19 protein-coding genes and 1 other RNA gene are annotated in these 26,005 nt (G+C 71.1%); 12 read left to right on the top strand and 8 right to left on the bottom strand.

Annotation, left to right across the window (positions count from 1 at the left end):
- Nucleotides 1-15: 15 nt before the first annotated feature.
- The 6 genes from B072_RS0111230 to B072_RS0111255 all read right to left on the bottom strand — a co-directional run bounded on the left by B072_RS0111230 (nt 16) and on the right by B072_RS0111255 (nt 10,385).
- A complete protein-coding gene (locus B072_RS0111230; protein ID WP_018530037.1) occupies nt 16-858 on the bottom strand; it encodes a class I SAM-dependent methyltransferase in 843 nt (280 codons plus the stop codon).
- 24 nt (nt 859-882) lie between these two features.
- On the bottom strand, nt 883-3,099 hold the full coding sequence (locus tag B072_RS0111235) for a bifunctional glycosyltransferase/CDP-glycerol:glycerophosphate glycerophosphotransferase (RefSeq protein ID WP_018530038.1): 2,217 nt from the start codon (nt 3,097-3,099) through the stop codon (nt 883-885).
- Between the two features lie 158 nt (nt 3,100-3,257).
- Complete coding sequence (locus B072_RS0111240; RefSeq protein WP_018530039.1) at nt 3,258-4,148, bottom strand: carbohydrate ABC transporter permease; 891 nt, start codon at nt 4,146-4,148, stop codon at nt 3,258-3,260.
- Nucleotides 4,145-5,611: a carbohydrate ABC transporter permease gene (locus B072_RS0111245; RefSeq protein WP_018530040.1), complete on the bottom strand. Its 1,467-nt coding sequence runs from the start codon at nt 5,609-5,611 to the stop codon at nt 4,145-4,147. Before B072_RS0111245 ends, B072_RS0111240 begins: the two co-directional genes overlap by 4 nt.
- A 7-nt stretch (nt 5,612-5,618) precedes the next feature.
- The gene (locus B072_RS0111250) at nt 5,619-6,983 is read right to left on the bottom strand and encodes an ABC transporter substrate-binding protein (RefSeq protein WP_202538765.1); all 1,365 of its coding nucleotides are present in this window, start codon (nt 6,981-6,983) and stop codon (nt 5,619-5,621) included.
- Nucleotides 6,984-7,328: 345 nt separating this feature from the next.
- A complete protein-coding gene (locus tag B072_RS0111255; RefSeq protein ID WP_018530042.1) occupies nt 7,329-10,385 on the bottom strand; it encodes an FHA domain-containing protein in 3,057 nt (1,018 codons plus the stop codon).
- Between the two features lie 380 nt (nt 10,386-10,765).
- Here B072_RS0111255 and B072_RS0111260 point away from each other — a divergent pair, with 380 nt between their 5' ends.
- The 4 genes from B072_RS0111260 (at nt 10,766) to B072_RS0111275 (ending at nt 16,274) form a co-directional block, all read left to right on the top strand.
- Nucleotides 10,766-12,427: a serine/threonine-protein kinase gene (locus B072_RS0111260; RefSeq protein ID WP_018530043.1), complete on the top strand. Its 1,662-nt coding sequence runs from the start codon at nt 10,766-10,768 to the stop codon at nt 12,425-12,427.
- A 112-nt stretch (nt 12,428-12,539) separates the two neighbouring features.
- The gene (locus B072_RS0111265) at nt 12,540-13,778 is read left to right on the top strand and encodes a serine/threonine-protein kinase (RefSeq protein ID WP_018530044.1); all 1,239 of its coding nucleotides are present in this window, start codon (nt 12,540-12,542) and stop codon (nt 13,776-13,778) included.
- 252 nt (nt 13,779-14,030) lie between these two features.
- The gene (gene prfB, locus B072_RS0111270) at nt 14,031-15,134 is read left to right on the top strand and encodes a peptide chain release factor 2 (protein ID WP_018530045.1); all 1,104 of its coding nucleotides are present in this window, start codon (nt 14,031-14,033) and stop codon (nt 15,132-15,134) included.
- 324 nt (nt 15,135-15,458) lie between these two features.
- The gene (locus tag B072_RS0111275) at nt 15,459-16,274 is read left to right on the top strand and encodes an LPXTG cell wall anchor domain-containing protein (RefSeq protein ID WP_018530046.1); all 816 of its coding nucleotides are present in this window, start codon (nt 15,459-15,461) and stop codon (nt 16,272-16,274) included.
- Between the two features lie 104 nt (nt 16,275-16,378).
- On the opposite strand, the gene B072_RS0111280 is transcribed toward B072_RS0111275, so the two are convergent.
- Nucleotides 16,379-16,570: a hypothetical protein gene (locus B072_RS0111280; protein ID WP_026245700.1), complete on the bottom strand. Its 192-nt coding sequence runs from the start codon at nt 16,568-16,570 to the stop codon at nt 16,379-16,381.
- A gap of 333 nt (nt 16,571-16,903) precedes the next feature.
- On the opposite strand from B072_RS0111280, the gene ftsE reads away from it, so the two are divergent.
- The 6 genes from ftsE (at nt 16,904) to dacB (ending at nt 22,638) form a co-directional block, all read left to right on the top strand.
- Nucleotides 16,904-17,593 carry a cell division ATP-binding protein FtsE gene (gene ftsE / locus B072_RS0111285; RefSeq protein ID WP_026245701.1) on the top strand — a complete coding sequence of 230 codons (690 nt, stop codon included), beginning with the start codon at nt 16,904-16,906 and terminating at the stop codon, nt 17,591-17,593.
- A gap of 39 nt (nt 17,594-17,632) precedes the next feature.
- Nucleotides 17,633-18,550 (top strand): permease-like cell division protein FtsX, encoded by a 918-nt coding sequence (ftsX, locus tag B072_RS0111290; protein WP_018530049.1) that lies wholly within the window; start codon nt 17,633-17,635, stop codon nt 18,548-18,550.
- A 78-nt stretch (nt 18,551-18,628) separates the two neighbouring features.
- The gene (locus tag B072_RS0111295; protein WP_018530050.1) at nt 18,629-19,825 is read left to right on the top strand and encodes a S41 family peptidase; all 1,197 of its coding nucleotides are present in this window, start codon (nt 18,629-18,631) and stop codon (nt 19,823-19,825) included.
- Between the two features lie 19 nt (nt 19,826-19,844).
- Nucleotides 19,845-20,396, top strand: coding sequence for an SsrA-binding protein SmpB (smpB, locus tag B072_RS0111300; RefSeq protein ID WP_043243754.1), 552 nt, complete (start codon nt 19,845-19,847; stop codon nt 20,394-20,396).
- Nucleotides 20,397-20,519: 123 nt separating this feature from the next.
- Nucleotides 20,520-20,907: a transfer-messenger RNA gene (ssrA, locus tag B072_RS45960) on the top strand.
- 105 nt (nt 20,908-21,012) lie between these two features.
- On the top strand, nt 21,013-22,638 hold the full coding sequence (gene dacB, locus B072_RS0111305) for a D-alanyl-D-alanine carboxypeptidase/D-alanyl-D-alanine-endopeptidase (RefSeq protein ID WP_051127154.1): 1,626 nt from the start codon (nt 21,013-21,015) through the stop codon (nt 22,636-22,638).
- 4 nt (nt 22,639-22,642) lie between these two features.
- Here the strand turns inward: dacB and B072_RS0111310 are convergent, their stop codons facing one another.
- Nucleotides 22,643-23,839 carry an MFS transporter gene (locus B072_RS0111310; RefSeq protein WP_018530053.1) on the bottom strand — a complete coding sequence of 399 codons (1,197 nt, stop codon included), beginning with the start codon at nt 23,837-23,839 and terminating at the stop codon, nt 22,643-22,645.
- A gap of 123 nt (nt 23,840-23,962) precedes the next feature.
- On the opposite strand from B072_RS0111310, the gene B072_RS0111315 reads away from it, so the two are divergent.
- Together B072_RS0111315 and B072_RS42970 are read left to right on the top strand one after the other, a co-directional pair.
- Entirely contained in the window at nt 23,963-24,940 is a 978-nt protein-coding gene (locus tag B072_RS0111315) for a LysR family transcriptional regulator (protein ID WP_018530054.1), read from the top strand.
- 168 nt (nt 24,941-25,108) lie between these two features.
- On the top strand, nt 25,109-25,906 hold the full coding sequence (locus B072_RS42970; protein WP_158689182.1) for a hypothetical protein: 798 nt from the start codon (nt 25,109-25,111) through the stop codon (nt 25,904-25,906).
- Nucleotides 25,907-26,005 lie beyond the last annotated feature (99 nt).

Consider the following 26,005-nt stretch of genomic DNA (forward strand, 5'->3'; position numbering starts at 1 on the left):
TCCCGGGAGCTGCGGCTACCGCCCGATCAGCGACCGCAGCAGCCGCCTGGGCGCGGTCACCGGCGAGCCGGCCGCCGCGGTCGCGGGCCCGCGCTCCTTCTCGTACCGGGACTTCGGCTGGGCCGGGATGCGCGCCTTGCGTCCGTCGATGCGGATCATCGAGTGCCCGGCGACCTCCTCGGCCCCGTGCCAGAAGTCCTTGCGCCCCGAGAGCATCCCGCCGAGCTCGGTGCGGACCGGCTCGAAGGAGCCCCAGGTGCCGTAGAACTTGGTGGCGGTGATGCACAGGGGCTTCAGGCCCGTCGTCGCGACGGCGCCCCAGGTGGCCGCGGCCACGCCCGGGCAGTGCTCGGCCCGGAAGTCGTCGAGGACCACGATGCCGTCCTCGCCGAGCAGCTCACGGGCCGCCGCGATGTCGCCGTGCACGTGCTCGTACAGATGCGAGGCGTCGACGTGCACGAAACGGCAGCTGCCCTGCTCGACGCGCTCCGTGATGACGTGCGAGGGGCCCTGCACCACCACCGGCAACTCATCGTGGAACGCCCGGTAGTTGGCCTCGAACGCGGTGCGCGTGAGGGAGCTGTACGACTTGTTCATCTCCTTGTCGTTCGCCGCGTCGTCCGCGGGCGAGTCGAACAGGTCGCAGACCGTGAACGTCTGCCCTTCCTCCAGGTACTGGCCCATGAAGATGGCGCTCTTGCCCAGGTAGACACCGAGTTCGAGCAGGTCGCCCTGCTGGCCGCGCTCGCGCTGGCGCGTCAGGAACCAGTCGAAGAGCACCTGGTCGATGTTGTGGAACCAGCCCTTCACGTCGTCGAGGCCGGCCGGGCGCGGCAGTACGTGGGACTCGTGCTGCATGATCAACTCCCGTGTCGATGCGGTTCAGATGTTCGTGGGGGACGGAGCGGAAACCTCGGTGCTCTGGCGGGGCACACCGGCGCCGGGCGCCGCGGCGGACGCCGTCTCGCCGAACACCAGGTGCCGGACGACGCGCTCGCCCGCGCGCCCGTCGTCGTATCCGCAGAAGCGCTCGCGGAACGCGGTCCGCAGCTGCGCGGAGCGCGAGCCGCGCCAGTGCCCGGTGGCGAAGATGTCGATCAGTTCGTCCTCGGACCTGGCGATCGCGCCGGGCGGGAAGGAACGCAGGTCGAAATAGGTGCCGCGGGCGGCCTCGTACGCCTCCCAGTCGTCGGCGTGGATGACGATCGGGCGGTCCAGGCAGGCGTAGTCGAACATCACGGACGAGTAGTCCGTGACGAGCGCGTCCGCGGCGAGGCAGAGGGACTCGATGCTCGGGTGGTCCGACACGTCGATGAGGCGGCCGCCCGCCGCGCGCGCCAGCGGTTCGGCGTACGCGTGGTGGGCGCGGGTGAGGATCACGAAGCGCGGGCCGAGTGTGCGCAGCATCCGCTCCAGGTCGAGCGTCAGGCGCTGGGTGATCCGGTAGTCCCGGTGCGTGGGCGCGTACAGGATCGCGGTCGCCTCGCGCGGGATGCCGAGGGTCTCGCGGATGCGGGCGATCTCCTGCGAAGTCGCCTTCCGCAGGCGGTCGTTGCGCGGGTAGCCGTATTCGAGCGTCGTGTACGAGGACGGGAAGACCCGCTCCCACACGAGGGTGGAGTGGCGGTTGGAGGACAGGACGTAGTCCCACTTGTCGACGCTGCGCAGCAGCTGCCCGAAGTCCGTGCCGCGGGCCGCCGCCGGATGGTCCTGGAGGTCCAGGCCCATCTTCTTCAGCGGGGTGCCGTGCTGGGTCTGGACCAGTACCTGGCCGGGGCGCTTGACCAGGCGGCGGTCGAAGTTGACGTTGTTGACCAGGTACTTGGAGCGGGCGAGCGCCGTCCAGTACGCGGCCGTGCCGGGCGTCAGCCGCCGCGTCGCCGTCGGAATGGTGTGGTGGTGCTCGGGCGCCGCGATCCACGCCGTGCGCACCTGCGGGGCGTGCTCACGGAACGCCTCCTCCAGGGCGCCCGGGTTGCAGCCGTGGCCCCGGCCCCAGTAGCTGGTGAAGACCGCCTCGTTCTCCCGGACGGGGAGCCGCAGTTGGACGCGGTAGTGGAGTTGCAGGGCGGCGGCCCTGAGGGTGCGGCGGGCCGTGGCCGCGTACCGGCTCGCCCGCTGTTTGACGCGCAGTGCCGTCCACAGGGCGCGGTACGTGCGGTGCGAGCCGAGGCGGACGAGGGCGTGCCGAAGCCGTGTGCGGAGCGGGACGCGCGCCCCGGGCACCCGGTAACGGGCGTAGTGCGCACGGGATCTGCGCAGGAACTCGGCGCGGCTGCGGCGCGGCAGCCGGCCCCTCTTGGTGAAGATCGTGGACAGGTGGTCGACCATGCGCCGGAACATGACCGGGCGCCACCGCTCGTCCAGGTCGGGGTGCTGGTCGAGGAAGTCGAAGACGCGCTCGTACTGGTCGAAGATGTCGAAGTGCTTGGCGGTCGTCGTGCCGAGGATGTTGCCCTGCCTGCGCTGTCGGTAGTGGACGCAGACCCGGTCGAGGGTCGCGACGGTCTCGGAGGCCATCAGCACTGGGTAGGTCCACGGAGTGTCCTCGTAGTAGCCGGGAGGGAACGAGAACCCCTCCCGCTCGATGAACTCCCGGTTGTAGGCCTTGTTCCAGACCACCATCAGGATCCTCAACAGGGCTGGTCGCTCGGCCAGTTGGAAGGGCGCGGGGCCCTCCTGCGAGAGCAGGTGCGCGAACTGGTTGCGGACCTCGCGGCCGTCCCAGAACGTGCGCGCGTAGTCGAAGTGCAGGACGTCGGGGGAGCCCGTCTCCTTGATGCGGTCCGCGATCGCGTGCAGCGCGCCCGGCGCGAAGGTGTCGTCGCTGTCGAGGAAGAGGACGTAGTCGCCGGTGGCGTGCCGGAGCCCGGCGTTGCGGGCGCGGCCGAGGCCCACGTTCTCGTCGAGGTGCACGGCCTTCACCCGGGAGTCGCGCGCCGCGAACTCGTCGATGATCTCCCCGCACGCGTCCGGCGAGCAGTCGTCCACCGCGATCACTTCGAGGTCCGTGAAGGACTGCTCCAGGACCGAGGCGAGGCACTCGTGCAGGTACGCCTGCACCCTGAACACGGGGACGATGACACTGAACCGGGGCAAGGTGACACATCCATGGGTCGGCGCGGGCATTCTGCCCGGGAACGGCCGACCCGGCGGGCGGGTTACGCCGGATGTGGCATACGGGGGAACGCCTCCCGTACGTGCCGAGGGGCGGCGCCTGACTCCGGCACCGCCCCTCAACAATGCGCTCTCGGCGGCTACTTCACGGCACCCGCCATCACGCCCGAGACGAACTGTCGCTGGAACGCGAAGAACACGGCCAGCGGGATGATCATCGAGATGAACGCACCGGGACCGAGCACGTCCACGTTGTTGCCGAACTGCCGCACCTGGCTCTGCAGGGCGACCGTGATCGGCTGGTTGCCGGCGTCCGTGAAGATCAGCGCGACCAGCATGTCGTTCCACACCCACAGGAACTGGAAGATGCCGAGCGAGGCGATCGCCGGGGCGCCGAGCGGCATCACCACCCGCACGAACAGCCGCACCTCGCCGGCGCCGTCCAGCCGTGCCGCCTCCAGGAGTTCGCGCGGGATCTCCGCGAAGAAGTTCCGCAGCAGGAACACCGCGAACGGGAGGCCGAAGCCGACGTGGAAGAGGATCACCCCGCTCAGCGAGCCGAAGATGCCGAGGCTGCCGAAGAGCTTGGCGATCGGCACCAGGGCCAGCTGCACCGGCACCACGAGCAGCCCCACCACGAGCAGGAACCACCAGTCGCGGCCCGGGAACTCCATCCACGCGAACGCGTACCCGGCCAGCGAGCCGATCACGATCACCAGGAGCGTCGCGGGGACCGTGATCAGAATGGTGTTGAGCAGGGACTTGGTGATGTCGGAGTTCTCCAGCAGGTTGCTGTAGCTCTGGAAGGTCAGCTGCGACGGCTCGGTGAACACCTTCCACCAGCCGCTCGCCGACATGTCGTCCCGTGTGCGCAGCGACGACAGCAGCAGCGCCACCGTCGGCACCAGCCACAGCGCGCCGACCAGGATGAGCACGAACTGCAGCACACCGCCGCTGACCTTCTCGCCGATCCGGGCCGCGAGAGACCGTTCGGCCTTCACGGCGCCGTCGCCCCGGGTGGCCGTGGTCATCGCCGCTCCTCCTGCCTCAGTCGCCTCAGGTTGAACCAGATCACCGGGATCACGAGCAGCAGGAGCAGCACCGCGATGGCGCTGGCCAGGCCCACGTCGCCCTCGTTGAACGCCGACAGGTACAGCTGCAGGGCCAGTACGTTGGCGTCGTCCTGCGAGGAGCCCGGCGCGATGATGTAGACCAGGTCGAAGATCTTCAGGACGTTGATCATCAGCGTGACGAGCACGACGGCGAGCACCGGCGCGAGCAGCGGCACCGTGACCCGCCGGAACACCTGCCACTCGCTCGCCCCGTCGACCCGGGCCGCCTCCAGCAACTCCCGGGGGATGGAGGCGAGTCCGGCCCCGATCAGGACCATGGCGAAGCCCGCCCACATCCATATGTAGGCGACCATGATCGAGGTCGTCACGATGTTGAGGTAGAGGTCGAAGCCGCCCAGGTGGATCGTGAAGAACTTCTTGTCGCCGAGCCACTCGACGCCGTTGTACGGCTCCTTGAAGTTGGCCGCGGGCAGCCGTAGTTCGGACCCGTCGGCGGAGGCGGGCAGCGTGAAGGTGCCGTCGGCGGCCGCCGTCGTGGAGGCCACCACCTTGCCGTCCTTGACCGCCTCGATCCGCATGCCCGGGTAGCCGAGCTCGGTCGCGTCGACCTTGTTGACGCCGCCCGCGCCCTTGCCGAGCGTGAAGTCCTGCCAGACCGTTCCGGTGATCTTCGAGGGATCCGCGGTCGGCTGCTTGGCCGGCTTCGCGCCGTCGGGCATCTGGTCGGCGGCGACACCGACCAGCGGCAGCATCACGTTCGTGCCCGCCTTCACCGGTTCCTTGGTGAGGTACGGGCCGCCGGTCTTGCCGCTCACCGTGCCGTTCGGGCGCGGATGCGCCTTCGGGAACGTGGACGAGTCGGCGAACGTGTCGTGGATCGAGACCCAGGCCGCGTTCACCGCGCCCTTCTCCGGGTCCTGGTCGTACACCAGCCGGAAGATGATGCCCGCGGCCAGCATGGAGATCGCCATCGGCATGAAGACGATCAGTTTGAAGGCGGTGCCCCAGCGGATCCGTTCGGTGAGCACGGCGAAGATCAGGCCGAGCGCCGTGGCCACCGTCGGGGCGAGCACCACCCACCAGACGTTGTTGTTGATCGCGGCCTTGGTGTCGGCGCGCGTGAACAGCGTCTCGTAGTTGTCGAACCCGATGAACGAGTTGCCCGACGCGTTGAAGAAGCTGCGCACCACCGAGTACCCGATGGGGTACACGACGAGCGCGCCGAGCAGGATCAGAGCGGGCAGCAGGAAGAAGAACGCGACGGTTCTGCGGGTACCGGTCACGCTCTTGAAGCGCCGGGGGCCGGCGCTGTCCGGGGTCTGGGGGGCGGCGGGCCCGGGTGCCGCCACCACGCCTTTGCCTGCAGGCGGGGTGGCGGAGTCACCCGGGCCGCCGGTGCCGTCGGCGGCCGGGGTGGTCATCGCCGCGTCAGTCCTTGTACGCCTTGGCCGCTTCGGCCTCCAGCGCCTTCTGGGTGCCCGCGACGTCCTTCGGGTTCGTCAGGAAGTCCTGCAGCGCCTTCCACTCGCCCTTGCCGGGCGTGCCGCCGAACGCCTGCGGGGTCTGGTCGGACATGTCGAAGCGGAAGTCGTCGCCCGCGTCGATGACCGCCTTGGCGATCGTGCGCTGCACCTCGTTCGGGTACGCGCTCAGGTCCACGTTCTTGTTGGGGGAGAGGTAACCGCCCAGCTTGGCCTGGATGGTGGCCGCGTCGGGCGAGGCCAGGAACTTCACCAGGGCCTGCGCCGCCGGGGAGTCCTTGAAGATCACCGCGGCGTCACCGCCACTGACCACCGGCGGCTGGTCGCCGACCGCGGGGAACGGGAACACCTTCGCGTCCGTCCCGACCTTCGCCGTCTTCGGCACGTTGACCTGCACGAAGTCGCCCTCGTAGACCATCGCGCCCTTGGGCGGGTCGGTGAAGACCTGCTCGACGGACTTGGTGAACTCCAGCTGCACGGCCGCCTTGTTGCCGCCCGCGACGAAGTCGCTCTTGCCCCACAGCTGGGCGAGCGTGGTCAGGGCCTTCGTGACCGACGGGTCCGTCCACTTGATCTCGTGCTTGGCCAGCTGGTCGTACTTCTCCGGACCCGCCTGCGAGAGGTAGATGTTCTCGAACCAGTCGGTGAGCGGCCAGCCGTCGGCCCCGCCGATCGACATCGGCGTGACCCCGGAGTCGGAGAGCGCCTGTGACGTCGCCAGGAACTCCTTCCAGGTCTTCGGCACCTTCGCGGCCGCGTCCTCGAAGGACTGGGCGTTGTACCAGATCAGCGACTTGTTGGCCGCCTTGTAGTACGAGCCGTAGCTCTTCCCGTCGACCTTGCCCAGGTCCTGCCAGCCCTGGCTGTAGTTCTTGGCCAGCTCGTCCTGGACGCTCTGGTCCAGCGGCTTGGCCCACTTCTTGTCGACGGCCTGCTTGATGGCACCGGGCTGCGGCAGCATCGCCACGTCCGGCGGGGCACCGCCCGCCACCTTCGACCCGATGAAGTTGATGATCGGGTCCTGCGCCGGTACGAACGTGACCTTCGCGCCCGTCCGCTTCTCGAACTCCGCGAGCACCTGCTTGAAGTTCTTCTGTTCGTCACCGCTCCACACGGCGGCTATCTGCAGCGACTTCCCGTCCAGTTTGGGGAGTTGGAGGTCGGAGCCGGAGGATTTCGAGGTGGTGTTCCCGCTCGGCTTCCCGCTGTCGTCGTCGCCACCGCAGGAGGTGAGCGCGAGAGTCAGCGAGCCGATGGCCACGGCCACGGCGGCTCGGCGAAACGTGGGTGTCCGAAAAGTGCTGCGCATCATTGCCCCGTTCTGGTCCTGAAGGCTGAACGTACGTACTGAGCGCTTTCCTGCTGTCCAATGCGCTCTGGTCTACGCCCGACCAGCCAGAACCGGCAAGGGTGCGCGGGCCGTTGGGCCGGTGATCGTGACGGGGTCGTGATACCGCGCGGGTTCCTCCGGGGGTGCCGGGGGGTGCGGGGGGTGGCGGGTGCGGTTGCGTTGCCGGGTGCGCGTGGGTGGTGGCTGGTCGCGCAGTTCCCCGCGCCCCTGAAGCATGCGCTGCGCGCAGCTTCCCCTGAAGGCTGCAGGCCTTTCAGGGGCGCGGGGAACTGCGCGACCAGCCACGACGAAAGCCGCACCCGGCACTCACAGGAGCGACGGCACCTCCTGCGCCGAGACAGAGCGAGCGGCCCGCTCCAGCGCGCTGGCCAGCAACGCCAAGTCCGTGGGCCCGTTCCCCAGTTCACGTACGGGCCGCCGGTCCGGCGGGTCCCCCATCCGGGCCCAGTCGAGCAGAACCACGGTGGGCCGCAGCGTCGCCGTCCGCGGAATCCGCCCGGTCACCCGCCCCGCCTGAACCTCCACGTCCCGCCCGTCGGCCCCGAGCAACCGCCCGCGCCCCGGCGCCGGATCCTCGGGCCCGCCACCGCGTACGGCGTCGAGCACCACCCGCGGCCGGGCGCTCCATCCCGGCGCCCCGCCGGAGGCGAACGCCGCGACGAGATGCACCCCGAGCCGCTCCCCGTCCCGCGCCACGGCCTCCAGGGAGCGCACCACGGACCCCGCGGCGGGCCGCCCCGGCGAGCCGAGCGGCGGAGAGAGCAGCGCGTCCAGATCGTCCACGACCACCACGAGCCGCGGCAGCGGCGGCGCCGTCTCCGTCTTCTCCCGGGCCGCGCCGGGCCGCAGCCGCATCGTGGAACTCGGCGGCGCCTCCAGGTCCCCGGCGCCGGAGCCGGGCGCGCTGCGCTGGGCCACGAGCCGCCCGGCGACGGTGCGCTGGGTGTGCCACTCCGTGAAGTGCGTACGCCCTATCAACTCGGCCCGCCGCTTCAGCTCGGTGCTCAGCGACTGGGCGAACTCCCGCATCCGCACCGGGTCGTTGGCCGCGAGGTGCGTCGTGACGTGCGGCAGATCGGTGCACACGCGCAGCCCATCGGCGCGGTCGCCGCTCGTGCCGCCCTGCCCGTCGATGAGGACGAGGCTGAGCCGGTCGGGCCGCTCGGCGGCGGCGAGGGACGCGGCGACCGAGCGCAGCAGCTCCGTACGCCCGCTGCCCGAGGGCCCCTCGACCAGCAGATGCGGCCCGTCCGCGGCCAGGTCGACGCCGACCGGACCGCGCGGCCCGGCCCCGAGCACCGCCCACACCCGGCCGCCCAGCGATTCGGGATCGTCCGAGGCGGCGGCCCAACGCGCCATGAGGGAAGCCGGGGTGGCCCTGGCGAGCCCCAACTCGTCGAGCAGGCGGGCGGCTTGGGGCAGCGGAGCGGACACCCGCGCGGGCCCGCCGTCGCCCCCCGCCGCGTCCGTGCGCAGCGGGGCCAGCGCCCGCGCGAACCGCTCGGCCCAGGCGAGCGACACCGCGTCCACCGTGGCCACGGTGCCGTGCCCGACGGGCTGCCCCTGCGCGGCCCGGTGCAGCCGCAGTGACGTCGCCACGTCCCCGCTGAGCAGGGCCACGGCACCGCACGCGCGGAACGCCGGGTTCTGCGCGCAGGCCGCCTCGTAAGTCCGGTCGACGGGGGACGCCGGGGTGGTGGACGGCGTCTCGGCCAGGCACACCACGTGGACCCCGGCCGCGGCCCCCTCGGCGGTCAGCCGCACGGTGGCCTCCCGCAGCGTCGCGGAGCCCGGATCACCGTCGATGACGACGACGGTGGCGACGCCGTGCTCGGGGCGCAGGCCCGACACCTGGTCGTCGAGGCGGCGCAGCAGCTCACCGGTGCGGGCGGCGGCCTGCTCACGGTCGTACGCGAGCAGCAGCCGGCAGTCCTGTCCGTGGGCCGGGCGCACATGGGGCAGCCAGCCGAGCCAGGACCACTCGGCGACCCGCTGCGGCTCGGGCCGCGAACGGTCCGTGCTGATCAGCACGATCTCCAGGCCGTCCGGCGCGTGCAGCGCCGCGAGCTGGGCCACGACCGACCGGGCGAGCCCCGCGAGCCGGGCCCGGGGTCCCGCGAGCCCCAGCGCCCCGGCCTCGGTGAGTCCCACGGTCACCGGGACCGCGGGCAGCAGACCGGCCCCGCCGGGGCCCGTCCGGTCGACGGTGCCGAGGCGGACGGCCAGCGACTCGGGGTGCCCGGGGCCCCGCTCCCACAGCCGCGGGCCGGGGCCGAGCGCGGTCAGCAGCAGCGTCGCGGCGTCGGGCCAGGTCTCGGCGGTGCCGTGCGGCGCCGGGGCGGGCGCGGGGGTGCCGGTGTCGCCGGGGGCGTCGGCCTGCTGCGGTGCGCGCAGCACGTACGGCTCGTGGAGCGCGTGCTCGGTGTCGTCGCCGTACTCCCCGTACGGGTCGTCGCGCTCGTCGCGTCCCGGGCCGCGCCGCAGCAGCCGCCCCAGACCGCCGCGCCTGCGCGGGGCGCGGGGCAGCTCGGTGCCGCGCGGTGGGGTGCCGACCCGCGTCCGCTCCACGTCGGGCGCCCCGCCCTGCTCCGGTACGACGGGCTGCGCGCCCCCGGGCGCGCTGTCACCGGCGGCGCCCCAGGACGCGTCCCCGTAGGCGTGCCGGGTCTCGTCGGAGTGGGCCGAGGGGCCGGTGTCCGCCATTTTCGGCGCGTCCGCGGCCTCGAGCGCCACCCGCACCTGCCCCTCGCCGTCGGGCGCCGTCGCCAGCGGTGCGGTGCGGGCCGTGTCGCCCGCCGCGACGACCCGCAGCGCCGATTCGCCGAGGCGCAGCAGGGCGCCGGGGGCCAGGCGGACGGGTCGCTCGCCGAGCGGGCGGCCCTCCGCCGACGTCCCGTTCGTGGAGCCCAGGTCCGCGACCGTGACCTGGCCGTCGGGGGCGAGCGTCACCGCGCAGTGCAGCCGTGACACGTCCGGGTCGTCCAGGGGCACGTCCGCGTCGGCGGAGCGCCCGATGCGGACCTGCCCGCCGTGCAGCAGGTGGACGCCGCCGGCGTCGGGGCCCGCCACCACGTGCAGCTGCGCCGCCGCCGAGTCGGGGTCGGGGCCCGGGTCCGAGGGCCCGCCGAGGGAGAGCACCGCTCCGTCCGTCAGCGGGGGCTCGCCCAGCAGGCAGCGCTGTGCGTCGAGCCGCTCGTGGCCCGCGTACAGGACGGACGACGGGGCGTCGCCGCCCGCGACGGCCGCGGCCAGACCGGAGGCGACCGCGGCGAGCGCGGTGCCCGTGGGCGCGGTGACCAGGAGGTCGCAGACAGGGGAGGTCGCAGCCTCAACGGGGGCTACGACGGTAAGCCGGATCTGCATCGCCGTCAGCGGTCCCTTCCGCGCGGGCGCCCGGGTCAGGGCCGCCCACGGTCCGCCACCGCAGATTCCCCCACCGCCACGGGCACGTCAGCCAGTGCTGAGAGGCATCCTGTCACCTGCCACTGACAACACGCCCGCCCCCCACCCGTAAGTGATCTTGATTGGTCGGCTCTGCCCGTAAAAGTGCCTGCTGATTGCCAGGTTGAGATCGGTCACGTCCTCGACCGGCAACCAAGGGGCCCCGGTGCTGCGTCTTTCCGTCGAACACGGGTATGGCCGGTCACAGAAGATCGACAGCCGGTACCTCGTACGGCGCCACTACAGTGGGTCGGAACACTCAGTACGGGACAGCAAGCCCAGCAAGCCAGGGAGCGCATGACGTGCGGCCGGTAGGCAGCAAGTACTTGCTCGAGGAACCGCTCGGACGCGGCGCCACGGGCACCGTCTGGCGGGCCCGCCAGCGCGAGACCGCGGGCGCAGAGGCGGCCGTCGCCGGGCAGCCCGGCGAGACCGTCGCCATCAAGGTCCTCAAGGAGGAGCTCGCCAACGACGCGGACGTGGTGATGCGCTTCCTCAGGGAGCGCTCCGTCCTGCTCAGGCTCACGCACCCGAACATCGTGCGCACCCGCGACCTGGTCGTCGAGGGCGAGCTGCTCGCCCTCGTCATGGACCTGATCGACGGCCCGGACCTGCACCGCTACCTGCGCGAGAACGGCCCGTTCTCGCCGGTCGCCGCCTCGCTGCTGACCGCGCAGATCGCCGACGCGCTGGCCGCGAGCCACGCCGACGGCGTCGTGCACCGGGACCTGAAGCCGGCGAACGTGCTGCTCAAGCAGGACGCCAACGGCATGCACCCGATGCTCACCGACTTCGGCATCGCGCGCCTCGCCGACTCCCCGGGCCTGACCCGCACCCACGAGTTCGTGGGCACGCCGGCCTATGTGGCGCCCGAGTCCGCCGAGGGTCGCCCGCAGACCAGCGCCGTCGACATCTACGGCGCGGGCATCCTGCTGTACGAGCTGGTCACGGGGCGCCCGCCGTTCTCCGGCGGCTCCGCGCTCGAGGTCCTGCACCAGCACCTGAGCGCCGAGCCGCGCCGTCCCTCCACGGTCCCCGACCCGCTGTGGACGATCATCGAGCGCTGCCTGCGCAAGAACCCGGACGAGCGGCCGAGCGCGGAGAACCTCGCGCGCGGGCTGCGCACCGTCGCCGAGGGCATCGGCGTGCACGCCAACAGCGCGCAGATCGCCGCCGCCGACGGCGTGGGCGCGCTGCTGATGCCGGACCCGGACCCGGCGCAGGTCCCGGGCGTGCCCGGCGCCGCCGACCCGACGCAGGTGCTGCCGAACAACGCCGGCTCCTACGGCCAGGTCGATCCCAACGCGGCGACCAGCGTCATGCAGCAGCAGTCCGGCAACCAGTACTCGGACGCGGACCCCACCTCGGTCCTGCCGCACCGCGGCGCCGCCGACCCGACCGCCGTCATGCCGCCGGTCCCGCCGCACCAGCCGGGCCAGAACCCGCAGGGCCCGGGCGACCCGGACGACCCGCACCCCTGGCAGAACCAGCTGCGCGCGGCCCGCGACCGCAACGAGCAGACGCAGGTCCAGTACCTCGACCCGAACGAGGACCCGCTGCGCCGCCGCCCGCAGCGCCAGGTCCAGCAGCCGCAGCAGCAGCCGCGCCAGCAGAACTACGCGCCCCGGCAGCAGCGCCAGGCGCCGCGCTCGACCCCGCAGCCGCAGCAGCCCCAGCAGCAGCCGCAGCAGTACGCGCCGCCGCAGCCGCCGCCCCAGCAGTCGCGGCCGCCGCGCGAGCCGCGTCAGCGCAGCGCCAACCCGATGAAGATCCCCGGTCTCGGCTGCCTCAAGGGCTGCCTGTTCATGATCGTGATCCTCTTCGTGGTGAGCTGGCTGGTCTGGGAGTTCACCCCGCTCCAGGACTGGATCGGTACCGGCAAGGGGTACTGGGACCAGCTCTCCACCTGGTTCGACGACGTCACCGGCTGGATCGGCGATCTGGGGAGCAAAACCGGCAACTGAACTGCGATGTTGGAGATTTGTCGACATCCGACGGGTGATTTCCCCCGCTGATGCGTTGGTTGGCGTCCGAGCCGCGTAGCTTGGGCGCCAACACGCGTCTGTAGGAGCAGCCTTGGCACGGAAGATCGGCAGCCGGTACACCGCACACCAGATCCTGGGTCGCGGCAGTGCGGGCACCGTTTGGCTGGGCGAGGGACCCGACGGTCCCGTCGCCATCAAACTGCTGCGCGAGGACCTCGCCTCCGACCAGGAGCTGGTCGGCCGCTTCGTCCAGGAGCGCACCGCCCTGCTGAGTCTCGACCACGCGCGCGTGGTCGGCGTCCACGACCTGGTGGTCGACGGGAACGACCTCGCACTGGTCATGGACCTGATCCGCGGCACGGATCTGCGCACCCGCCTGGAGCGCGAGCGGCGGATGGCCCCCGAGGCCGCCGTCGCCATCGCCGCGGACGTCGCCGACGCCCTGTCCGCCGCGCACGCCGCGGGCATCGTGCACCGCGACGTGAAGCCCGAGAACATCCTCCTGGACATGCAGGGCCCGCTCGGCCCCGGCGGCTCCCACCCGGCGCTGCTCACCGACTTCGGCATCGCGAAGCTGATCGACACCCCGCGCCGCACCAAGGCGACGAAGATCATCGGTACCCCCGACTACCTCGCCCCCGAGATCGTCGAGGGCCTCCCGCCCCGGGCCGCGGTCGACATCTACGCCCTCGCCACGGTCCTCTACGAGCTCCTGGCGGGCTTCACCCCCTTCGGCGGCGGCCACCCCGGGGCGATCCTGCGCCGCCACGTCACGGAGTCGGTCGTGCCGCTCCCCGGCATCCCCGACGAGCTGTGGCAGCTGCTCATCCAGTGCCTCGCCAAGGCCCCGGCCTCCCGGCTGCGCGCCTCGGAGATGGCGGCCCGGCTGCGCGAACTGCAGCCCCTCCTCGCGGGCATGGCCCCGCTGGACGTGGACGAGCCCGAGGCCGACGAACCGCCCGCCGACGAGCCAGAGACCCCCGAGGCCAAGCCCCAGGACGAGGACCGGCCGCGGCGCGGCGCCGTGCCCCTCGTCCCCGGCACCGCCTCGGCCGACTCCAACCGCGACACCCATACGTCGATGAGGGTCCCCGCGCCCGACGAACTGGCGGGCGGCGCCCGCGGCACCGCCCGCGCGCCCCGCGCCTCGGGCGCCCCCCGCCCCGGCTCGGCCCGCAACCGCCACTCGGCCCGCCGCCGCCGGATCACGCTCGGTGTGGCCGGGGTCGTCCTCGTGGCGGCGATCGGGGGCGGGGTCTGGGCGGTGTCCTCGGGAGGGGACCAGGGGCCGACCCCGGACGGCAACAACTCGGCACCTGCGGCGCCGTAGGCCACGTCTTCGTCCGCGGGTGCGTCGTGGCTGGTCGCGCCCCGCGGCGGAGCCGCTGATCGGCACAGCCCCGCGCCCCTGGAGGTGCGCACTTCGTGCGCTACCTCCATCGATGAAGGCAAGCGGCGAAGCCGCAAGCCTTCAGGGGCGCGGGGAACTGCGCGACCAGCCCCCACCGGCCCGCAGACGAACACATGCCCCCCTACCGGCACCCGGCGGAGACCACTTGCACCAGCCGTTAGGCTGGAGGGCGTGGCAGTCGTCGATGTTTCCGAAGAGCTGAAGTCCCTCTCCTCGACCATGGAGTCGATCGAGGCCGTCCTGGACCTCGACAAGCTGAGGGCAGATATCGCCGTGCTCGAGGAGCAGGCGGCCGCGCCGTCCCTCTGGGACGACCCCGATGCGGCACAGAAGATCACCAGCAAGCTGAGCCACCTCCAGGCGGAGGTGCGCAAGGCCGAGGCGCTGCGCGGCCGCATCGACGATCTCTCCGTGCTCTTCGAGATGGCCGAGGAGGAGGACGACCCGGACACCCGCGCCGAGGCCGAGTCCGAGCTGACCTCGGTCAAGAAGGCGCTGGACGAGATGGAGGTCCGTACGCTCCTGTCCGGCGAGTACGACTCCCGCGAGGCCCTGGTCAACATCCGCGCGGAGGCCGGCGGCGTCGACGCCGCGGACTTCGCTGAGCAGCTGCAGCGCATGTACCTGCGCTGGGCGGAGCGCCACGGCTACAAGACGGAGATCTACGAGACCTCGTACGCGGAAGAGGCCGGCATCAAGTCGACCACCTTCGCCGTGCAGGTCCCGTACGCGTACGGGACCCTCTCCGTCGAGCAGGGCACGCACCGCCTGGTGCGCATCTCCCCGTTCGACAACCAGGGCCGCCGTCAGACGTCCTTCGCGGGCGTCGAGGTGCTCCCGGTCGTCGAGCAGACCGACCACGTCGAGATCGACGAGTCGGACCTGCGCATCGACGTGTACCGCTCCTCGGGCCCCGGCGGCCAGGGCGTGAACACGACGGACTCCGCGGTCCGCCTCACCCACCTCCCCACCGGCATCGTGGTCTCCTGCCAGAACGAGCGCTCGCAGATCCAGAACAAGGCCACGGCGATGAACGTGCTGCAGGCCAAGCTCCTGGAGCGCCAGCGCCAGGAGGAGCGGGCCAAGATGGACGCCCTCAAGGACGGCGGCAGCTCCTGGGGCAACCAGATGCGTTCGTACGTCCTGCACCCGTACCAGATGGTCAAGGACCTCCGTACGGAGTTCGAGGTCGGCAACCCGCAGTCGGTGCTCGACGGCGAGATCGACGGTTTCCTGGAGGCCGGCATCCGCTGGCGCAAGCAGCAGGAGAAGTAGCCCGCGATTTATCGACAAGGCAACTGCCGCTCGCTGAGCGGCAGTTGCCTTGTTTTTTTCGGCACGGATTCCATCTGTGAAGGTCTATGGGCCTTTTACGTCACAGTCACATGTCCGTACGCCGGTCAAATCACCCTGTACCGGATGATCGGGCCCGCAACGACCTTGACGCTGATCTGAAAACTGGGAAGGCTGGCGCGCGGCATGCGTATCAGTGGGACGCGTGTGAACGGGGGATGAGTCGAACGAGACTCCTGCTGCCCCGATTGAACGCGGTCCCTGGCGCTGCTCCATTGACGATTGGCTACTGGGGGTAGCAGACAGATGACCAAGAAGACGCGAATCCGTGTCGCGCGGATAGCTGCCGGTGCGGTGATCGCCGCCGGTGCGTCGCTGACCGCCGCGGGCGCCGCTTCGGCCGCACCCGGCGAGGACGGCTGTGGCCCGCTCGGCCTGATTTGCATCGGCGATGGCGACGGTGGCGACACGGGTGGCGACACCGGTGGCGACACGGGCGGCGACACCGGTGGCGACACGGGCGGTGACACCGGTGGCGACGTCGCCGGGCAGGCCGGTGGCCTGATCAGCGGTGGCACCACGACCGGTGGCGACGACTCGACCGGTGGCACCACCGGTGGCGACGACTCCACGGGTGGCACCACCGGTGGCGACGACTCCACGGGCGGCACGACCACCGGCGGTGACGACTCGACCGGTGGCACCACCACCGGCGGTGACGACTCCACGGGCGGCAACGGCAACTCGGGCGGCAACGGAAACTCCGGTGGTAACGGAAACTCCGGCGGTAACTCGGGTGGCAACGGCGGGGGCAACTCCGGCGGTTCCTCCGACGGCGGTTCGTCCTCCACGGGCGGTTCCTCCACCGGTGGCGACAACACCAACCCCGACGGCAACAACAACCCCGTCGAGCAGGGCCAGGGCAAGGACAGCCTGCAGGACACCGGCTCCGAGCCGGCCCAGCAGACCGGTACGGGTTCGGACAAGGCCGGCGAGCTCGCCGAGACCGGTTCGTCCGGCACCACGTTCCTGCTGATCGGCGCCGCGACCATGATCGCGGGCGGTGTGGGCTTCCGCCTGCTGCCGCGCCTCGCGGCCGGCCGTGGCACCACTGCCGCGTGACGTGACCCGGGTCTGACCCGGAACGCGTGAGCACACGGAAAGGGCCCGGAGCCGATATCGGCTCCGGGCCCTTTCGCAGCTGTATGCGGGTGGCGGCTACGGAATCAAGCGGTCTGGTGCGCGAGCAGCGCCACGGTCGCCACGAGCACGACCACGAGCGCGATCAACGCCATCGGATTGAGCCCGGCCAGCGGATTCTGCTGCTGGAGCCGCTCGCGGTTCGCCCGGCACACCGGGCAGCGGCCCTCGCTCACGGGCGCCGCGCAGTTCGCACACACCAACCTGTCATAGGTCATGTGCTTCTCCTCCTCCCGCGCGGCGGAGCCGGCCGACGCCACCGAGTACCCACTGGTTCTCTCCGCTCAACGCTCCGGGAAACGCAACCGTTCCCCCCTCCACTGTGCCAGCTTCCCGGAATTTCGGCGCGCTTCACCGGCAGGACCGTCTCTGACCTGGTACGGGGCGGACAAAACCGGCGCGACTGCGATCCCCGCACCGGGACAAAACGCTCAACAGGGGACGGCGCCTGATATCCGCGAGCCGGTTCGCGTATGGTCACGCTCACCGAGGGGGTGTCTCGGAAGCCCCGCACCCCCGCCCCGACGCCCCCGACGCTCCGAGGCGCACCCGTGATCCGATTCGACAACGTCTCCAAGGTCTACCCCAAGCAGACCCGACCCGCTCTCCGGGATGTCTCCCTTGAGGTGGAGCGCGGCGAGTTCGTCTTCCTGGTCGGCTCGTCCGGCTCCGGCAAGTCGACGTTCCTGCGGCTCATCCTGCGTGAGGAGCGGTGCAGCCACGGCCAGGTGCACGTGCTGGGCAAGGACCTGGGCCGCGTCTCCAACTGGAAGGTCCCGCAGATCCGCCGCCAGCTCGGCACGGTCTTCCAGGACTTCCGGCTGCTGCCCAACAAGACGGTCGGCGAGAACGTGGCCTTCGCGCAGGAGGTCATCGGCAAGTCCCGCGGTGAGATCCGCAAGTCCGTGCCCCAGGTGCTCGACCTCGTCGGCCTCGGCGGCAAGGAGGAGCGGATGCCCGGAGAGCTCTCCGGTGGTGAGCAGCAGCGCGTGGCCATCGCCCGCGCCTTCGTGAACCGCCCCAAGCTGCTGATCGCGGACGAGCCGACGGGCAACCTGGACCCGCAGACGTCGGTCGGCATCATGAAGCTGCTCGACCGCATCAACCGCACCGGCACCACCGTGGTGATGGCCACCCACGACCAGAACATCGTGGACCAGATGCGCAAGCGCGTCATCGAGCTGGAGAAGGGCCGTCTCGTGCGTGACCAGGCGCGCGGCGTCTACGGCTACCAGCACTGAGAAGTACCGAGAGAAGCTGCGAAAGGCTCAGTCAGCGTTATGCGTGCCCAATTCGTTCTGTCGGAGATCGGCGTCGGTCTGCGACGCAATCTCACGATGACCTTCGCCGTCATCATCTCGGTGGCCCTCTCGCTCGCCCTGTTCGGCGCCTCGCTGCTCATGAGCGATCAGGTCAACCAGATGAAGGGCTACTGGTACGACAAGGTCAACGTCTCGATCTTCCTGTGCAACAAGGGTGACTCAGAGTCCGACCCGAACTGCGCCAAGGGCCCGGTCACGGCCGAGCAGAAGAAGCAGATCATCGACGACCTCAACAAGATGGACGTCGTCGACAAGGTCGCGTACGAGTCACAGGACCAGGCCTACAAGCACTACAAGGAGCAGTTCGGCGACTCCCCGCTGGCCAGTTCGCTCACCCCGGACCAGCTGCAGGAGTCGTACCGGATCAAGCTCAAGGACCCGGAGAAGTACGAGGTCATCGCGACCGCGTTCAACGGCCGGCCCGGTGTGCAGTCCGTGCAGGACCAGAAGGGCGTGCTCGACAACCTCTTCAAGCTGCTCGGCTATCTGAACGTCGCGGCGGGCGCGGTGATGGCGGTGATGCTCGTCGTGGCGCTGCTGCTGATCGTCAACACCGTGCGTGTCTCCGCGTTCAGCCGCCGCCGCGAGACCGGCATCATGCGGCTCGTCGGCGCCTCCGGCTTCTACATCCAGGCGCCGTTCATCATGGAGGCCGCGGTCGCCGGACTCATCGGCGGCGGCATCGCCTGTCTGTTCCTGGCGGGCGGCCAGTACTTCGTGATCGACAACGGCGTGGCGCTCTCCGACAAGCTCCAGCTCATCAACTTCATCGGCTGGGACGCCGTGTTGACGAAGCTGCCGCTCATCCTCGCCGTGAGTGTCGTGATGCCCGCGCTGGCCGCCTTCGTGGCGTTGCGCAAGTACCTCAAGGTGTGACAAGAGTCCCCCGCCACGCAGGGCGCCGTACGGTTCAACAGGCCGTACGGCGCCCTGCGTTGTCCTAGACTCACCGGCATGTCAGGCCCGGAACTCTTCGGCCGGCCCCGCCGCATCGGCCGCGGGGCGGCGCTGACATTGGTCTTCGCCGGTGTCCTCGCGACCGGCGCCGCGACCGGCGTACTGCCCGGAGAAGTCCGGAAATCCCCGGCGCGGGAGGACAGTTCCGTCACCGCGGGGCACAAGCGGGCATCCGGGACGACGGACGGCAAGGCGCTCGACGACCCCGCGGCGGCCGCCTACGAGGCGATGACCGACGGCAAGTCGCCCGAGGAGTCCGCGCAGGCGGCCGAGGAGGCCGTCAGCCGCAGCGGCGACCGCTGGGGCGCCGTCTACTCGCGGGGCGAGTACCAGGAGTTCGAGCAGGCCCTCGACGGCGAGTACACCGGCGTGGGGCTGTGGGCCCGCCGCACCACCGACGGCCACGTGCAGGTCACCAAGGTGCGCTCCGGCTCGCCCGCCGCGCTCGCCGGCATCCGCGACGGCGACCGCATCGCCGCCGTCGACGGCGAGGCGGTCACCGGCCGCCCCGTCACCGAGGTCCTCACCCGCCTGAGGGGCGAGCGCGCCGGTACGTCCGTCCACGTGGGTCTGCAGCGCGGCACGCGCGCGTGGAGCGAGACCCTGCGCCGGGCCAACCTCCCCACCGACTCCGTCTCCGTCGGCCAGCTCGCCAGCGGGGCGCGGCTCGTCAAGGTCACCGCCTTCACCAAGGGCGCGGGCGACAAGGTGCGCGACGCGGTCCGCGCGGCACCCGAGGGCGCGGGTGTCGTCCTCGATCTGCGCGGCAATTCCGGCGGCCTCATCGACGAGGCGGTCACCGCGGCCTCCGCGTTCCTCGACGGCGGGCTCGTCGCCACGTACGACGTGCGCGGCAGCCAGCGCGCCCTGCACGCGCGGGGCGGCGGCGACACCACCAGACCGTTGGTCGTGCTCGTCGACAGCGGGACGATGAGCGCGGCCGAGCTGCTCACCGGCGCCCTCCAGGACCGCGGCCGCGCGGTCGTCGTGGGCACCAGGACCTTCGGCAAGGGCTCGGTGCAGATGCCGAGCAAGCTGCCCGACGGCTCCGTCGCGGAGCTGACGGTCGGGCACTACCGCACTCCCTCGGGACGCACGGTCGACGGCCGCGGCATCACCCCCGACCTGGAGGCGGACGACGGTGCGCTGCGGCAGGCCGAGACAGTATTGACTGGCCTCGGGACCCCCTCGTAGTGCGAAAATGGCCAGCACTATGGCCAAGTCAATGTACGTACCGAAGGAGTCCCAGCCCAAGCAGGGCAAGGGGAAGGCGTCCGACGCGAAGGACGGCAAGCGCAAGATCGTCGCGCAGAACAAGAAGGCGCGGCACGACTACTCGATCATCGACACCTACGAGGCCGGCATCGTGCTGTCCGGCACCGAGGTCAAGTCGCTGCGGCAGGGACGGACGTCCCTGGCCGACGCCTTCGTCCAGATCGACGGGGGCGAGGCGTGGCTGCACAACGCCCACATCCCCGAGTACAGCCAGGGCACCTGGACCAATCACGCCGTGCGCCGCAAGCGCAAGCTGCTGCTGCACCGCGACGAGATCGACAAGCTGGAGTCGAAGTCCCAGGAGTCGGGTCACACGATCGTGACCCTGGCGATCTACTTCAAGGACGGCCGCGCCAAGGCCGAGATCGCGCTCGCCAAGGGCAAGAAGGAGTACGACAAGCGGCAGACGCTGCGCGAGCAGCAGGACCGGAGGGACTCGGACCGGGCCATCGCGGCGGCGAAGCGGCGCCAGCGGGCGCGCGAGCACTGAGCCCGGCAGGAATACGCTGGCATCGTCGTGCGTTGGTCACGTACGATGGGACTGCTCCTCACGCAGGAGCGCCCGGACCGCAAGGTCCACCTTGAGCTGTATCTAATTGAATAGTGCCAACATGGGGATGATCGGTTTCGACAGCGGATGTCGAAGCAGGTGAAGCGTGTCGAGGAAGCGGCAATGATCTCGTAAACCATATGTCGCAACCAATAATCGCCAATTCCAAGAGCGATTCCCAGTCCTTCGCCCTCGCTGCCTAATAACAGCGACTGAAGGACCCTAAAAGGGTGTCAGCCCGGGAGTGTTCCCGACCCGGTTCCTGGCATAATCTAGGGAACTAAACCATCGAGCCCGGTCACGGGGTTCGATGGGAAATCAAACAGTGACTGGGCCCGTCGGCGACTTGTTCGCGTGATCACCGGGGCCGAGAAAATCGAAGCGAACTGCACACGGAGAAGCCCTGCTGCTGCACCGTTGGACGCGGGTTCGATTCCCGCCATCTCCACTCATCCCATGCGATTCAGGCCCGACTGTGAACACAGTCGGGCCTTTGTCGTTGTGTGAGGCCGTGGGGTCTTGGCTGAGCCCTGTTCCTCGGGAATGCTCCTGTGCCATGAGCAGACCTGACGGACCCGTGAGACGAGATGCAGGCCTCAACTCCCGCAGGAGGGCGCGACGGTGGGCCCTGCCCGCCGTCGTCGCCGTCGCCGCGGCCACCCTGTCCTGGGGCGCGCCCGCCGGAGCCGACTCCAGCACCAGCGGGCTGCCCGAGGCCATCGACACCATCCTCGGCGACCCGCGGATGGAGGGGGGAGCCGCCAGTGTCGTCGTCGCCGACGCGCACACCGGCGAGACGCTGTACCAGCACAACCCGACCGGACGCCTGACGCCCGCCTCCAACACCAAGCTCGCCACCTCGGCCGCGGCCATGGCCCTCCTCGGCCCCGACCACACCTTCACCACCGACGTGCTCGCCACCGGGCGCACCCGCGGCGGGGTCCTCGACGGGGACCTGTATCTGCGCGGGACCGGCGACCCGACGACCCTCGCCGCCGACTACGACAAGCTGGCCGCCGACGTCGCCGCGGCCGGGGTGAAGAAGGTCGACGGGCGGCTCGTCGCCGACGACACCCGGTTCGACCACCAGCGCATCGGTGACACCTGGGGCGGCGACGACGAGTCCTCGTACTACGCCGCCCAGATCTCCGCCCTGACCGTGGCACCGGACACCGACTACGACTCCGGAACCGTGATCGTCGAGGTCGCGCCGGGCGCGAAGGCGGGGGACAAGCCCGTCGTCAGCGTCACGCCGAAGAACAAGTACGTGCACTTCGACGTTCAGGCGAGCACCGTCGCCGCCGGGGGAGACGACACCGTCGCCGTCGAGCGGCAGCACGGCACCAACACCATCACCGTCCGCGGGACCGTGCCGGTGGGCGGGGACACCACCAAGGAGTGGGTCACCGTGTGGGAGCCGACCGGGTACGCGGCGTCCGTCTTCCGCGACGCGCTCGCCGCGCACGGGGTACGGGTGGCCGGCTCCACCCGGCTGGGCCGGGCCACCCCGGCGGGTGCCAAGGCGCTGGCCGCGCACCGGTCGATGGCCCTGAAGGACCTGCTCATCCCCTTCATGAAGCTGTCCAACAACATGCACGCCGAGTCGCTGATCAAGGCCATGGGGTACAAGGCCACCGGAAAGCCCGGGAGTTGGGGCGACGGGACCGCCGCCGTCGCCGGGTACCTGAAGGGCGCCGGGGTCGACGCGACCAAGATCCGGCAGGTCGACGGGTCCGGCCTGTCGCGCAAGGACAACTTCGCCGCACGGCAGCTCGCCGATCTGCTGCTCAAGGTGCGCGGTGAGTCCTGGTACGCCGACTGGTACACGTCCCTTCCGGTGGCGTGCGACCCCGACCGGTTCGTCGGCGGGACGCTGCGCTCCCGGATGTGCGGCACGCCCGCCGCTCTCAACGCCCGCGGAAAGACCGGGTCGTTGACGGGGGCCTCGGCGCTCTCCGGATACGTGAAGGACGCCGACGGACGCGAGCTCGTCTACAGCATCGTCCAGAACAACTACCTGGTCGACTCCGTGAAGCCGCTGGAGGACGCGATCGTCGTGACGCTCGCCAAGTCCACGGCGAAGAAGGCCGAGGCCGCCCTGCCGAAGGCCACCCGCTCCGTGCCCGCCGCCGAGCGCGACGGGGACCTGGAGTGCTCGTGGCGCAAGCCCGCGACGTGCTGATGCCTCAGGACCTGTTGCCCCGTACGTAGCCATGGAGCGACAGGAGCAGTGCCGACGTCGCCGCCACGACCGGCACGGTGTACGCCGCGGTGGGGCCCCAGTGCTCCACCGCGGCGCCTCCGGTGGCCGAGCCGAGGGCGATGCCGCCGAGGATGGCGGTCACCGCGAGCGTCATTCCCTCGTTCAACTGGCCGTCGGGAGTGCGCTGTTGAACCAGCGTCATGCCCGTCACCATGGTCGGCGCCGTCGCCATGCCGGCGATCAGGAGCGCGCCGCCGAGCACGTACAGCGAACCCGTGAGCGCCGCCGCGAGCAGCGGCAGCGTCATCAGCGCGGCCATCGCCGCGACGCACACGGGGTGCCGGCGGGCGGCGGGCCCCGACGGCTTCACCGCCCCGAAGACCAGCCCCGCCGCGCACGACCCGGCCGCCTGCAGCGCCAGCACGCCGCCCGCCCACGCCTTGTGTCCCAGCTCGTCCGCGAAGGCCACCGTGACGACTTCGAGTGAGCCGAAGATCGCGCCCGTCGCGAGGAACGCGGCGAGCAGCGGCGGCATGCCGGCCACGCGCAGCGGCGTACGGGTGGCCGTGGTGCGCGGCCGGGCGGGCGGTTCCGTGGCGCGCTGGGCGGCGAACAGCAGGACGCCCGTCACCATCAGGGCCGTGCCGACGAGCGCGCCCGCCTCCGGGAACAGCGCGCTGCACAGGAACGCGGCCACCACCGGGCCGAGCATGTAGCACAGCTCGTCCGCCGCCTGCTCGAAGGAGTTGGCGGTGTGCAGCGCCTTCGGATCGCCGTCGAGGAGATGGGCCCAGCGGGCCCGTGACATGCCTCCGGTGTTCGGCTGCGCGGCCGTCGGCAGGTACGCCGCGAACAGCACCCAGTCGGGGGCGTCGAGCCGTACACAGGCCAGCAGCGCGAGCGCGCCGGACGCCGAGACCAGGGTCGCGGGCACGGCGACACGGGCCTGTCCGTACCGGTCCACCATCCGGGCCAGCCACGGTCCGAGGAACGCGCTCGCGACCAGGCCCGTCGCGGTGAGGGCGCCGGCGAGCGCGTACGAACCGCGGACGCCGGAGATCAGCATCACCGCGCTGATGCTGAACATCCCCTGCGGGAAGCGCGCGATGAGGTTGCCGAGGGTGAAGGCGCGGGCGCCGGGGATCGCGAAGAGCCGGGTGTAGGACGTGGCAGTGGGCATGCCAAGATCGTCGCCGCGGGTCGCGGGGCGGGTCCAACACCTACTCGGTACCCATTCACGCGCCCGCGTTGTAAATTCCCCCGGTGCCCCCTGTGACCGACCGGTGCCCCCAGTGACCGCCCGGTGTCCCCGGTGAATGTCGAGCCCCGGCTGCTGCGCGCCTTCCTCGCCGTCGCCGACGAGCTCCACTTCACCCGCGCCGCCGCCCGGCTCTACGTCGCGCAGCAGGCGCTCAGCCGCGACATCCGGCGCCTGGAGCGGGAGCTCGGCACCGAGCTGTTCGGGCGGACCACGCGGCAGGTGACGCTCACCGCGGAGGGGGCCCGGCTGCTGCCGTACGCGCGGCGGGCGATCGAGGCGCAGGACGAGCTGCTCGCCGCGTTCGCGCGGCCCGCCGCCGAGGCCCGGCCGCTGCTCGTGGACGTCAACAGCCCCGGACTGGTGACCGAGCAGGTCCTCGCGCGGGCCAGGGAACTCGCCCCGGAGTGCGAGCTGATGGCCCGCTACGAGAGCGGCCTGACCGGGGCCGCCGCCGAACTGCTCGCCGGGCGGCTCGACATGTCCTTCGGCCGGTTCGCCGGACTCGATCCCGCGGTCCGCGAACGCCTGGTCCAGCAGCCCGTGCGCTACGAGCCGATGGCGGTCGTGCTGCCCGAGGACCACCCCCTGGCCGGGCTGGACGCCGTGCCGCTCGACCGGCTCGCGGGGGAGACGGTCTACGCGGGCGCGGGCAATCCCCGTACGCCGGAATGGACCGATCTGGCCCGGCGGTTGTTCGCCGGACGCGGCATCGAGATCGCGCCGCCCGCGCCACTCGCCGTCGGGCGCGAGGAATTCCGGCGGATCATGACCAAGTACCGGAATCCGGTTCTCACCGCGGTGGATTTTCCGGCCATGCCCGGCTCGGTGCTGCGGCCCCTCGTCGACCCGGTGCCGCTGTCTCCGGTGTCCCTTGTGTGGCTGAAGGGACGCAAACATCCGGGAATCCAGGCGGTCCGCGCCGCGGCGAGGGAACTGGCGGAGAGCGGAGGATGGCTCCGGCGGCCCGAGAATGGGTGGATACCGGCCACAGATGCACTCATCATGATGAGTCCCGACTGACACATGGACACGGCAGTCACTGCCGTGCGCTACATTCGTCGAGCGGGCGCAGTGTGGTAATGGGGGCGTTCGGATCGGGTGGGGGCCCGGTTCGGGACGACAAATACCCGACCGTCGCATACGCACCTGTGATCACGAATGAACATGTCCTGGGGGGATGTGCGTACGGTGGAGAACTGGCGAGAAGACGCCCTGCCCGGGCAGACCCATGATCCTCATGAGGTCACCGTTCAACTCGACGGCGCCGGGCGCCTGTTGGGCGAGATGATAGCCGCGGGCAGAATTCCGGCGGATGCGGGATCGCTGCGCGCTCCGGGGGACGACAAGGAAGTCCCCGTCTTCGTCGACGACTCGGGACGGCGCAGCCGTACCTTCCGGCGCGTCGGCGTGGCCCTGGGCCTGGCCTGCGCGGTGTACGCGGTCGTCATCGTGATCACGATGCTCTCCGGGAGTTCGAGCGCGCCGTGGCTGCCCGGACTCTCCGACGGCAAGAAGGCCTCGGACAAGGTCGACACCACTCCGCAGGGGCCCGCCGACTCCGCGTCGCCCACCACGCCGGCCGACCGCGTCGTGCCCGACCCGAGCGGCTCCGGCGCGACGCCCGGCGCCTCCGGCACGCCCGAGGCCGGTGCGTCGCCCTCGCCGGGCGCCGGCACGGACGACAAGAACGAGCCGGGCACCGGAACCACCGGCAAGCCGGGCAAGCCCACCGGCGGCTCGACCACGAAGCCCGCCGACCCCTCGACGCCCGCGGGCGGCGGCGGAAGCGCACCGACGACCGACCCGGCGACGCCGCCCACCGACCCCGAGACACCGGTCGACCCACCCGCGGACCCGCCCGCCGACACCACCACGGGCGGCGGCGGAACGGACACGGTCGCCGACGGCACCTCCGTGGCGCTCCCGGTCGAACTGAGTCCCGAGGGTCCGGTCGGCGAACCGTCCGCGTCGTTCCTCGCGTCCTAGAGACCGTTCCCGTGAGCTCCACGCGACACGGCCACCGCACCGTCCCCGGTCACCCACAGGGCCACGCCCACGGCCGGACCGCCGGCCATGTCCCCGGCC

The sequence above is a fragment of the Streptomyces sp. HmicA12 genome, from assembly GCF_000373565.1.
Lineage (GTDB): Bacteria > Actinomycetota > Actinomycetes > Streptomycetales > Streptomycetaceae > Streptomyces.